At 47.6% G+C, this 11,281-nt stretch carries 12 protein-coding genes; 3 read left to right on the forward strand and 9 right to left on the reverse strand.

Annotated elements, in window-relative coordinates; genetic code table 11:
- Positions 1-176: 176 nt before the first annotated feature.
- Both secB and H6853_02310 read right to left on the reverse strand, forming a co-directional pair.
- On the reverse strand, positions 177-713 hold the full coding sequence (secB, locus tag H6853_02305; GenBank protein USO04129.1) for a protein-export chaperone SecB: 537 nt from the start codon (positions 711-713) through the stop codon (positions 177-179).
- Positions 706-1,173, reverse strand: coding sequence for an FxsA family protein (locus H6853_02310; protein ID USO04130.1), 468 nt, complete (start codon positions 1,171-1,173; stop codon positions 706-708). Before H6853_02310 ends, secB begins: the two co-directional genes overlap by 8 nt.
- A gap of 82 nt (positions 1,174-1,255) precedes the next feature.
- Between H6853_02310 and H6853_02315 the strand changes: the two genes are divergently transcribed.
- Together H6853_02315 and H6853_02320 are read left to right on the forward strand one after the other, a co-directional pair.
- Entirely contained in the window at positions 1,256-1,993 is a 738-nt protein-coding gene (locus H6853_02315; GenBank protein ID USO04573.1) for a Tim44 domain-containing protein, read from the forward strand.
- Positions 1,994-2,002: 9 nt separating this feature from the next.
- Positions 2,003-3,166 (forward strand): murein transglycosylase A, encoded by a 1,164-nt coding sequence (locus H6853_02320; protein USO04131.1) that lies wholly within the window; start codon positions 2,003-2,005, stop codon positions 3,164-3,166.
- A 183-nt stretch (positions 3,167-3,349) separates the two neighbouring features.
- On the opposite strand, the gene H6853_02325 is transcribed toward H6853_02320, so the two are convergent.
- The 7 genes from H6853_02325 to H6853_02355 all read right to left on the reverse strand — a co-directional run bounded on the left by H6853_02325 (position 3,350) and on the right by H6853_02355 (position 9,771).
- Complete coding sequence (locus H6853_02325; GenBank protein ID USO04132.1) at positions 3,350-4,576, reverse strand: O-antigen ligase family protein; 1,227 nt, start codon at positions 4,574-4,576, stop codon at positions 3,350-3,352.
- Positions 4,577-4,634: 58 nt separating this feature from the next.
- Complete coding sequence (locus H6853_02330) at positions 4,635-4,946, reverse strand: hypothetical protein (GenBank protein ID USO04133.1); 312 nt, start codon at positions 4,944-4,946, stop codon at positions 4,635-4,637.
- 12 nt (positions 4,947-4,958) lie between these two features.
- Positions 4,959-5,090, reverse strand: coding sequence for an entericidin A/B family lipoprotein (locus tag H6853_02335; protein ID USO04134.1), 132 nt, complete (start codon positions 5,088-5,090; stop codon positions 4,959-4,961).
- 239 nt (positions 5,091-5,329) lie between these two features.
- The gene (locus tag H6853_02340) at positions 5,330-7,429 is read right to left on the reverse strand and encodes a response regulator (GenBank protein USO04135.1); all 2,100 of its coding nucleotides are present in this window, start codon (positions 7,427-7,429) and stop codon (positions 5,330-5,332) included.
- Positions 7,426-7,968: a heme NO-binding domain-containing protein gene (locus H6853_02345; GenBank protein USO04136.1), complete on the reverse strand. Its 543-nt coding sequence runs from the start codon at positions 7,966-7,968 to the stop codon at positions 7,426-7,428. Before H6853_02345 ends, H6853_02340 begins: the two co-directional genes overlap by 4 nt.
- A gap of 44 nt (positions 7,969-8,012) precedes the next feature.
- Positions 8,013-8,867, reverse strand: coding sequence for a response regulator (locus tag H6853_02350; protein ID USO04137.1), 855 nt, complete (start codon positions 8,865-8,867; stop codon positions 8,013-8,015).
- On the reverse strand, positions 8,848-9,771 hold the full coding sequence (locus tag H6853_02355) for a response regulator (protein ID USO04138.1): 924 nt from the start codon (positions 9,769-9,771) through the stop codon (positions 8,848-8,850). Before H6853_02355 ends, H6853_02350 begins: the two co-directional genes overlap by 20 nt.
- A gap of 232 nt (positions 9,772-10,003) precedes the next feature.
- On the opposite strand from H6853_02355, the gene H6853_02360 reads away from it, so the two are divergent.
- Complete coding sequence (locus H6853_02360) at positions 10,004-10,909, forward strand: sigma-54-dependent Fis family transcriptional regulator (GenBank protein USO04139.1); 906 nt, start codon at positions 10,004-10,006, stop codon at positions 10,907-10,909.
- The last annotated feature ends 372 nt before the right edge of the window (positions 10,910-11,281 follow it).

Consider the following 11,281-nt stretch of genomic DNA (forward strand, 5'->3'; position numbering starts at 1 on the left):
ACATAAAATTATTTAAATAAAATTAACAAAGAATTTTATGTTTTAAGCGCAGAAAAATATTAAGCGCTTGATATAAAAAGAAAAACATAGAAAAAACGAGAAAAAAGGCGATATTTTGCCTGATTACCCGTTGAGATTAACGGAAAAAATGGATTTTGGAAAGGATACAGGCAATCTTATGCCTGCGCTGTTTTTTCCGGGTCTTCTTCGTCCACATGTCTTGCATATTGAGCCAGATACATACCCCTGAAATCCACAGGAGAAAGCATTAAAGGTGGATAACCGCCCTGTTGCGTCACGTTTGCGATAGCCTGACGCGCAAAGGGAAAAATAATTTGCGGAATCTCGATAAAAAGCATGGGGTGGATTTTTTCCGGCGGTACGTCATTTTGTATCGACACCACGCAGCCGTAAATCGCTTCGACAATGAAAACGGTTTTATCCTGACGGCGGGCTTCAGCTTTTAAGGTAATAACAACCTCGTGCGGGTTTTCAAGGCCTTCTTCCTCAATTTTATGGGCTTCCAGACCGATATCCAGTTCCATCAGCGGTTTTTCCTGTCCGGGTTTTAGCGTTGCCGGCGCGTGCGGATTTTCAAAGGAGATATCTTTTAAGTATTGCGCATGGAGAATAACGGGCAAGGACGGGGCATGGGCGCTTCCGTTTTGTTTATTTGCCTTATTTTCCCCGGCGGGCTGGTCTGGGTTACTCATTTTTTAACTTGTCCTCATCTTTATCAAGCCGTTCATATTCACCTTCCAGAACATCTGTATCACGGGATTGCGGGCGGTGAAAGTCCTCGTTTACCGTGTTTGTTGCGGTATAAACCTTCAGGTAGCGCGTCAGATAAATCCGCAAAATTTTGCGCACCGACGGGACAAGAAGCAAAAAACCAAGCGTATCCGTTACAAAACCGGGCGTGATAAGCATCGCGCCGGCCGCGACAACACAAAAGCCTTCGTAAAGGGCGTCGACAGGCATCCGGCCTTCCAGCAGGCTTCGCCGGCCACGCATTAAAATTCCCAATCCCTGCTGGCGCACAAGAAAACCCCCTATGCAGGCGGTGAGGACACAAAGAAGAAGCGTGCGCAGAACGCCGATCTCTTCGCCCACTTGAATGAAGGCAAAAACCTCCATCAGGGGAATGATAAAAAACATAAGAAAAAATGGCATTGGATTCTAATCCTAAAATTGCGCTATGCTGGCCGTCGGTCTTAGATTTAAGCTATTTAAAGGATAAAAAGCAATGACGGGGATTCCTGCAGACATTCTTCTTTACGCGCTTATTGCGGCAGGCCTTGTATTCTGGCTGCGTAATATTTTGGGAACACGTCATGGCGATGAGCGCCAGCGGCCCAATCCGTTTACATCGGTTCCTTCCGACGAGAAAATGAAAAAGACGGCTCTGAAGGATAAAAAAGAAGGAAAGCCCCCGATGCTTTCTGTTGTAACGGAAGAAGACGGCCCTTCACTCCCGCGCGGCGTTCGTTTTGCAGACGCGGATGTTGAAGAAGCGCTGGATAATATTGCCCGTATGGATAAGGGCTTTGACCTGGTCCGTTTTTCTTCTGCGGCGAAAGAGGCTTTTGTCATTATCGTCGAGGCTTTTGCGCAAGGGGACCGTGAAACGCTCAAAAATCTTTTAACCGAACAGGTTTATGCCGCTTTTGACGGGGCGTTGAAAATTCGTGAGGAAAAAGGCGAAAGCGTTTTAACGGAGATTCACGCCGTTCGGGAGGTTGAGTTCAGGTCCGCCGTTTTGGAAAAAACAGTGGCAACGGTTACGGTTGCTTTTACAGCGGATGAAACCTGTGTTATTCGGGGCAGGGATGGAGAAATTCTTTCCGGCGACCCTGACCGCATTACACAAATGATAGATGTGTGGCGTTTTACACGGGATTTGAAATCAAAGGATCCGCGCTGGCTGGTATCTGAAACAAACGACGGGGAGATCGAAGAAGAGCATAAGACGCCCCTTCCCGAAAGTTCCTGATATTTAAATATGAAATTTTTGCCTCTTCTTCTTGCGTTGTTTTTATCTGCCTGTGCATCTGTGCCGGCGGATAAAAAGCAACCGTTGGATTTAAAACCCTCTTCCTTTGAAACGCTTCAGGGTTGGGCCGAAGAGGATTTTAAAGGGCTGGCGGAAGCCTATGGGAAGAGCTGCGCGCGCATTCTGAAAAAAGACGCCCGCGCCTCCTTTGGCCCCGATCAACGCTTCGGGCTTTATCAGGACTGGCAGCCTGCCTGCCGTGTTTTCCTTGCTATGAATGACGTGTCTGCCGCCGATTTAAAGGATTTCTTTGAAACATATTTTCAACCTTATCACGTCCTGGCCGGAAAGGATCCGGAAGGGCTTTTTACCGGATATTATGAAGCGTCTTTAAAGGGGGCACCGGAGAAAGGCGGCAAATACCAATATCCCCTTCGCGCACGGCCGGAAGATCTGGTTATGGTCGACCTCGGTTTGTTTCGGGAAGAGCTTAAGGGGCAGCGCATTGCAGGCCGCGTTGTTGAGGGTAATTTAAAACCCTATGAAAGCCACGCGGAGATTGTGGCTGGAAAACTGCCTGCTGCGCAGGATAAAAAACTGGTCTGGGTCGACAGTCCCGTGGATGCCTTTTTTGTCCAGATTCAGGGCTCCGGCGTGGTTGTGTTCGAAGACGGTTCCAGAATGCGAATCGGTTATGCCGGACAGAACGGACATCCTTATTATGCGATCGGGCGGGAGCTTGTGAAGCGCGGCGCGCTGGAGAAGGAAAATGTTTCCATGCAATCTATTCGGGACTGGCTGGAAAGCCATCCTTCACAGGCAGGCGAGATCATGACGACAAACGCATCTTACGTTTTTTTCCGGGAACTGCCGGACGATAAAGGGAGCGACGGCCCGCAGGGCGGCGAAGGCGTAACGTTAACGGGTGGCCGGTCGCTGGCTGTTGACCATTCTCTCATTCCCTATGGGGTACCGGTTTGGCTGGATGCGGGGGAAGAAGAAAAAATCCGGCGTCTGATGGTCGCGCAGGACACGGGCGGGGCCATTCGGGGGCCGGTACGCGGAGATGTTTTCTGGGGGTACGGCGCAGACGCGGAAAGACTGGCCGGAAATATGAAAGCAAAGGGACAATACTGGTTCCTGTTGCCGCGTAAAGTTAAAATTATGCCATAAAAAAGAAGACCCCCGTCTTCATTCTAAAAACAGGGGTCTTCCGATGTCGCCTTGAAGGGAGGGGTGCTTAAGCTCCCTAACGTGAGGCCGAAACCTCTCGAACCCAAAAGCCCAAGCACATCTCTTCATCATTTGGTAGTGAAACCTTCTTAGCAAGGCGACCTTGTAAATGCAAGACTTATGTCATTCGAAGGTGTATTTTTTTCCCGCCATCGTGGTCAGGGCAATGAGAATAAAAAACAGCCCCAACTGCCAGCCCTGCCATAGCCCGTATCCTGTCATCGCCGCGCACAGGGAAGCCATAAAAATTCCCAGATAAAGCGGGCGCGTTTTTTCCGGGGCGCGCCAGCATTGTCTTAGAATATAAAGGAGGAGCAGATTGCCCAGAACAATTCCGACCAGGCCGAATTCCACCCAGATCTGGAGCGCTGCATTATGCGGATGCAGGATATGATTGCTTTGAATGTAAGGCATCGGCGTTTCGGATTTCAGGTTGCGCAAGGCTTCGACCCCGCGCCCATAAACAGGGCTTTTGAGCGCTTCTGTTGCGGCGAAGTCCCAGACCTCCAGCCGGTGCGGCACGCTGGCTTTTAAAAACAGAGCTCCGCTCGCACCCGTATATTGCTGGCTGGAAAGGGCTTTTAAAGAGGCTTTGGCAATCCATGGCGCGGACAGGGACAGGCACACAAGCAATGCGGCCAGCGCAATCCAGACTTTTTTTCTCCGGACTGGAAAACCCAGAAAAAAGACAAGACCGACAAGGAAGGAAAGCTGGGCCGTCTGGCTGGACGTCAGGAAAAGGGGAACGAGAAGAGATAGTGTTATGAAGGCAACAGCAAATCTTCTTTTCATTTTTTCTTTCAGACTTTGGGTTACGGCGAAAAGAACGGGCAGGTAAAAAAGAGACAGGCAAACGACAGAGCGGTTGAGCTTGTTTTCCAGTATCAGATTTTCATCAGGCGAAATCAAAAGCCGGTAAAGCCTGAAATCCCAGCAATATTCAAGCGCGATAGTAAAACCTGCGGCTATGTAGAGTCCCGCCAGAAGCAGGATAAAGTTTTTGGGGACATCGCCCGGTTTAAGGGTGCGGGCGGCGGCAATAAACCATAGCCCCGGCAGAACGAGGAAGGCTGTTTTTCCGGTGCGCTCCAGCGCAAAAGAAAAATCGGGGGCCCAGAACGCGCTTAATCCCGACAGTGCGGCCACTCCCGCCATTAAAAAGAGTTCCTCCGGGCGCGGCTTTAAAAGTTGTCTGTTTTGAAGCCAAAACCCGCCCGTAAAAACAAGAGCCAGAAGGGAAGGTGTAAATCCGGCAGTGCGCGGGGCAACCAGGCAAAGAAAAACGACCAGTATCAGGCCGCATAAAAAAACAAAAGGAAAGGAAAACGGGCGTTCCGGATAAAAATTCATACGCCATTCGACCTTGGGCCGATCGAAGATTCAAGAAAAAAATAAAACCTTTTTATATTTAAAAGGCGTTTTCAGGGGATCGGGCCGGTTCTGCGGGTCCTTCGAGCGCCGTTGGTGCGGTATTGCGGAACCCGCCTGTCAGGTCTTCCCTGTCTTCCATGGCGCCTTCGATCCCGCCTGCAGCTGCTTCAATATTGTTAAGATCGGCCGCAGTATCCACGGCAACCTGTTCTTTTGAAGACAAAGGCGGCGTTGCTTCGGCCATCACGGCGTCGCGCTGGGAAGAAATGCCGTTGTAGATTTTCATGGCCGGAAGAACCGTCAGGGAAAGTCCTACAAGGACCATGCATAAAAAGATAAAGCGTACCATTGTAAATTCTCCCTAAAATATATCCTGAATCCATTCGCCGGCATCTTCGATATCTTTTCCCGCGCCTTCGAATGTATGGCTGCATCCGGCCAAAAAACCGCTTGTGAGCAATAAAACTGCAATCATGCATATTTTTTTGTGCATTCTATCTATGTGCCTTTTACTGGAGCTTTCATTCCTGTTATTTCGACTTTACGCTCAAGGTGTAGCAAAACGGAGCAAAAAATAAAAGCGTTCCGTCTTTACTCAGGCCCATACCCTTTTTTGCCTGAGTTCCGGAACAACCTGATCCTGTTTCGATTATAGGGGAATCGGGCAGCTTATATCAAGTTTCCGTAATATTATCCTGTTCCGGCTGCCCTTATCCCGCTTCCCGCGTAATTTTAAACCCGTCTTTCATTTGTGCCTTGATGATACCCCCGGCTATGGAAGAAAGCCTGTAAGGCATCAAGCCTGGTTTTTATCTTCGCAAGCATGTTTTCCTTAAAGGACTGGTTATCTTCATAATTTTGTTCTGCTTCCGCACAAGCCTTCGCAAGCATGTTTGCTCCCAGATTCGCCGCCGCTCCTTTCATGCGATGCGCAGCCCTCTGCCAGTCTTCACTTTTATCATCCGTGCAGCTTTCTTCCAGTTCGCCGATGCTTAATTCCGTTTGTTTAAAAAACAGATCCAGCAACTCTTTCTCCTCTTCGGGATCGCCATCGGTAAATGTTTCGAAATGCTTCATATCAACAGGCGGCTCCAGTTTTTCTTTTTCCGGCGTCGGTGAAGCATCGTTTGTCGTTTTATTTGAAATTTGTTTTTGTATGGCTTCAATGATTTTATCCGCCTTAACGGGCTTGCTGACATAATCGTCCATGCCTGCTTTCAAACATTTTTCCCTGTCCCCGATCATGGCATTTGCCGTTAAGGCTATAACAGGGAGATGCCTGTCCGTTCCCTGTTCTTTTTCCCGCAGGATTGTCGTCGCGTGATAGCCGTCAAGCACGGGCATTTGACAGTCCATCAGAACAACATCATAGGAATTGGCATCAATCATATCCAGAGCTTCCTGTCCATCATGCGCCAGATCAACATAGGAAAAGCCGAGCTTTTTAAGCAGTTTTATAATGAAAACCTGATTTACAGGATGGTCGTCAACGGCAAGTATTCTGATATTCTTCCGTATCTCTTCGGTGTCATAGCTTTTGTCTTTGTCGAGAAGGTTCACCGGCTCCATATCTTCATCGGCTGTGCTCAGAGGCACCGTGAACCAAAATGTCGAACCCTGCCCTTCGACGCTATCAACGCCTATCTTGCCTCCCATCATATTGATAAGCTGCTGGGTAATGGCAAGCCCCAGCCCCGTTCCGCCGAATTCCCTTGTGACCGAGGTATCGGCCTGCGTAAATTTTTCAAAAATGGCGTCTTTTTTATTTTCGGCGATTCCTATGCCTGTGTCTTTGACGGCAATGAACAGGTACGGTTCTTCTTTTTCAAAAGCGGTTTTCAGGAAAACGGTTACGCTTCCCTTTTCGGTAAATTTGATAGCGTTGCTTATCAGGTTTCTAAGGACCTGTTGTATTCTGCTGTAGTCGCCAATAACCGTTGAAGGCACTTTTTCATCGCGGTCAAGCGTTAACGCAAGCCCTTTGTCATTCGCAATAGGCAGGAATAGCTGGACAACCTGTTGCGCGGCGATTCCTATATGGAAAGGCACATTTTCGATTTCCAGCTCACCGGCTTCAATTTTGGAAATATCAAGTATATCGTTTAAAAGAGATAGAAGGTTTTGGCTTGAGCCATGCAGTATTTCAGCATTGTCTCTCTGATCCGGACTAAGATTGGAATCCAGAATAAATTCGGTCATGCCGATTATGCCGTTTAGAGGTGTGCGTAATTCATGACTCATATTGGCGAGGAATTCGCTTTTCGCAATGTTTGCAGATTCCGCTTTCTCCTTTTCTTCCCTTAACTCTTCTTCAAAAGATTTTCTTTCTGTGATGTTGCGTTCTATAGCGGCGAAATGAGTAATGTTTCCTCTTTTGTCTTTTACGGGAACAACGCTGATATCCAGCCAATAGGGGACGCCGTCTTTGGTATAGTTTTTTAATTCGCCTTGAAACGACCTGCCTTTGGAGAGGGATGTTTTTAAGGCATCGAGGACTTCCCGGCTGGTGTCTTCGCCTTGTAAAATGCGCGGTGTTTTTCCTATGATTTCTTCGGCGTCATAGCCGGATATTTTTGAAAAAGCGCCATTAACATAGACGATTTTCGGCCCATTGTTCTCCAGATCTGCCGTCGTGATGACGATGGCATCGTTGGCGTTAATGACAGCCGCTTCCAGCAATCTGGCGTCTTCATGCAGCTGTTCGTTTAACGCATAGATTTCCCGGCTTTTTCCTTCCAATAGGGTTTCTGCCTCCTTCCGCGCTTTCTTTTCACGGGCGAGGCGTTTTTCCAGCCGGGAAATTTTCCTGTCTTTATCGATATCTTCACTCATTGTTTTGTTAAGGTAAAGATCCTGCAAAACTGACCTTCGGTGTTTTTATCTTCACCTTCGATTGTGATGTTTTCCTTGTAAAAATCGGCGCAGCCCTGCATCAAGCCATGTGCAAAATCGGCAAAAGGGCACTGGGACCTGTAGGTCATTTTTAGCACGTTTCCGTTTTGCCTTTCCGTTTCAAATGAAGGGAGAACGGCATCCGGATAGAGCTTTTTTACTTCCACGTGAATATAGTCGTGCACGCCTTCCAAAAATTCAAAGGCGGATTTTTGTTCTTCGAACAGTTGGGGCATCAGTTTATTGAAACGGAAGAAAAGATGATGCCCGTATTTATAGACCAGATCCCTGACACTCAGTCCGGAATGCTTGCTAAGGGTGCCGACGATTTCGAGCAGCTCCCGATGATCATAGGTGCCGACGGCCGTATAGGCCCCTCCGGACTCAAGATCGCAATCGTCAAAGACGTCATCCATCATGTCCTCGCCAAATGTTGCTTCCACCATATCAATAAGCTCTGTGAAAACGATTCCCTTCATTGCGTTACCTTTCCTTTCGAAATATTCACAATCTATCCTAAAGTCTAACCTGAATGGTTTTGTATGTAATGCAGTAATTGCTCTTTCAGGAACGGCTTGGCGATAAAGCCGCTGGCGCCTTCTTCCAGCGCTTCGGCGATATTGTCCAGATTATTATTGCTGCTGAACATAACGACACATAGGCCCGGGTCGTTGCGCATAATCCAGCTTAATACTTCACGGCCGTTCTTATCGGGTAAATCAATATCCAGAAAAACAATGTCGGGCTGAAAAGAGTGAATTTTGGAAAAGGACTTGTTCGCCGTCGCCGCCGTGACAAGATCACAATCATGTTTGAGGCTTTTTCTTACCATCCAGCGCGTAACGGGATCGTCCTCGACCAAAAGAACCCTTGTTTGTCCTTGTCTGTTTTTGTTGGTTTTGACAGCGAACGTTCCTATGTCCGGCGCCCCTTTTTCATCAGGAAAGGCGTAAAGATCGGCATAAGCCGAGGCGGAAACCGAAAGGCTTTCATCCTCTTGTTTAAGCGCGCGCCGAACATATAAAGGCCCCTCCTGTTCCAGATCATAAATGGCAAGCGCGCTCGATAACGAAGTCTCGTCTTCGATTATATGGCGTATCTGTTCACCGGCCTGGGCCAGAGCGCGTTTTGATACGTTCTTGCAAAAAAGATGGATCTGGAAATTTTCACAAAAAAAGACCTCTCCTTCTATCTCTTTGAAATACGATTGTAACAGGGGCTGTATTAAAGGGATGCAGCCTGAAAAGGATGCCTTGTCGCCTTCTTCGTCCAATTCGATATGCAGGCACCTCCAGTCCTGCCAACTCAAAGGGGTTTTGCCGATGGATGTAATAATTTGAACCAGTCTTTTGTCTTTTTTACCGGATTGAATATCCATTTCCTTCCCCCTTTTGTTTTGCCTGAACGAACGGTGATTTTTCGATGTATTGGAAAAGCTTCTCCTTTGTAAAAGGTTTGACGACAAATCCTTTGGCGCCCTGCGCGACAGCCTTTAAGACATTTTCCCTGTCTCCCTTACCGCTCAGCATGACCACATAAGCGTCAGGATCAATTTCAAAGATTTTTTTCAAAACATCGTGGCCCGTAATGTCAGGAAGTCCGATATCCAGAAAAAGAATGTCGGGCGCTTTGCCCGCGTAAGTCATAATGGCTTCACGGCCGTTTTTGGCCGTAAGCACATAATGTTCTTTGCCGAGGGCGTTCTTAATCAGCCGCTGCGAAAATAAATCGTCTTCAACAAAAAGGATTTCAGGGACGTCCCTTGCAGAGCGTCTGGACGATAATGTGGATATAAGCTTTTTTTCAATTTCTATATCCAGAAGTTTTTGCCGGTACAGTTCCGCCTCTTTTTCGGCTTTTTGCTGTGCGCGTTTGTTTTTTTCGATTTCACTATTTTCAATTTTACGGGCGCAAATGGGCTTGAGCGCTTCCAGATCAACCTTGATTTCATAAAGAAAAGCCAGATCCTTCGAAAACAGAGGCCGGGAGAAGGGGGCAGGCGTAAGTTTGGCGGCTAAATGGGCTAAAAACCGGCCGAGGTTTTTCTTGGTGATAAACTTTGTCAAAATAAACACGTCGTTATCGTTGCAAAGAAAAACCTCCCCCGCTTTATCGTCAAAAAAGGCATCAAGTTCTTTTATGAAGGGCTGAAACCATTTTTGTGACTCAATGCCGGATTGAGAGAACTTTAAATAAAGGCATCTTTGCGATGTGTTCTTTTTCCAATGGTTTTGAATAGAGTCAAACAAGGACCTTTCGGCATCTTCTTTAACAATTTTCATCTCGACTCCCTTCCGTTAAAATAAGTTTTCATAATATCTTTATAGCAACCGGCATGCCAAAATTTTTGTGCTTATTTTTCAACGGCTTATGCGAATCCTTCCTTAAGTTATTCTCATTTTGAAACGTTTTATTTTGATAATTTTTATGCATAAATCTCAAATTAGAACGCTTTTTTAATCTTTATTTGTTAGCCTGATGACAGGGGTAAAAACATTTCGGGAGACCAGCCATATGTCCGATTCAATCCTGATCGTTGAAGATGATCCTATGCAGCAAAAAATGCTTGGAACGTTGCTGCGCCGGAAAATCGGGTTTGAATCACAAGTCGCCCCTAACGGGCGGGAGGCTTTGGACATTCTTGGCAGGGATGACAAAAGAGCTATAAAGCTTGTGATTCTTGATATTGACATGCCCGTTATGGGGGGGATGGAGGCTCTGGAGATTATGGCGCAGCGTTATCCGGGCCTTCCCGTCATTATGCTGACGGGGACCAGGGATATTGAAGAGGCGGTCAAGGCGATCAAGCTTGGCGCTATCGATTTCATGACCAAGCCGTATGAAGGGGAAAGGATGGCAATAACGGCTAAAAATGCTCTTAAGCTCAGCATCCTTTCTAAAGAAGTAAAACGGCTAAAAAACGAAAAGGAAGGCCACTATAGATTTGACCATTTAATAGGCCATGACGGCGGTCTGCAGGAGGCCGTTAATATGGGGCGCAAAGCCGCAGCATCTGACATACCCGTCCTTATTTCCGGAGAGACAGGCGTTGGAAAGGAAGTGTTCGCCCAAGCCATCCACGGGGAAAGTGCGCGCTTGGGAAACCCGTTTATCGCCGTCAACTGTGGCGCTATTCCGGCACAGCTCGTTGAAAGCACCTTGTTCGGACATGAAAAAGGGGCTTTTACCGGCGCAACAGATAAGGCCACAGGCAAGTTCCGCGAAGCCGAAGGGGGCACGATTTTTCTGGATGAAGTGGGCGAGCTTCCACTGGATTCCCAGGTAAAGCTCTTGCGTATCCTTCAGCAAAAAGAGGTTGAGCCTGTCGGGGCAAGCAAAGCCGTTCCTGTAAACATACGCGTTTTATCGGCGACCAACCGCAACCTTGAAGAAGAAGTCAAGGCAGGAAACCTTTGTTAAACCTGCTGGCATGGTTGTCTTTAAACACTCTCGGCCACCGCAAGTCCAGCCTTTAACAGGAGGTTGCTTATGCAGCACGACATCACAAAACTTTGCGCAGATTCTTTGCGCTCCTATCGTCATGTACTACCGGCCCGAATGGGGAGAAAGTCAGCGGCCATTATCAGTTAGGATATGAACGCTACGAGCCTTGTGAAGATGGCTATGTATTGCGGGAAAGCCAGCAATACAACCAAGCAAAGTGCTATGTTGCAAGATGCGCGCCGGGAAGATACAGCAATGATAATCATTATTGCGACAGCTACCAAGCCGTTTTGCGCCCAAAACCCAACTACGTAAAAATGTGGGTTGATGGTGATTATCTGGGGCAGT

Source organism: Rhodospirillales bacterium (genome assembly GCA_023898765.1).
Lineage (GTDB): Bacteria > Pseudomonadota > Alphaproteobacteria > Micavibrionales > Micavibrionaceae.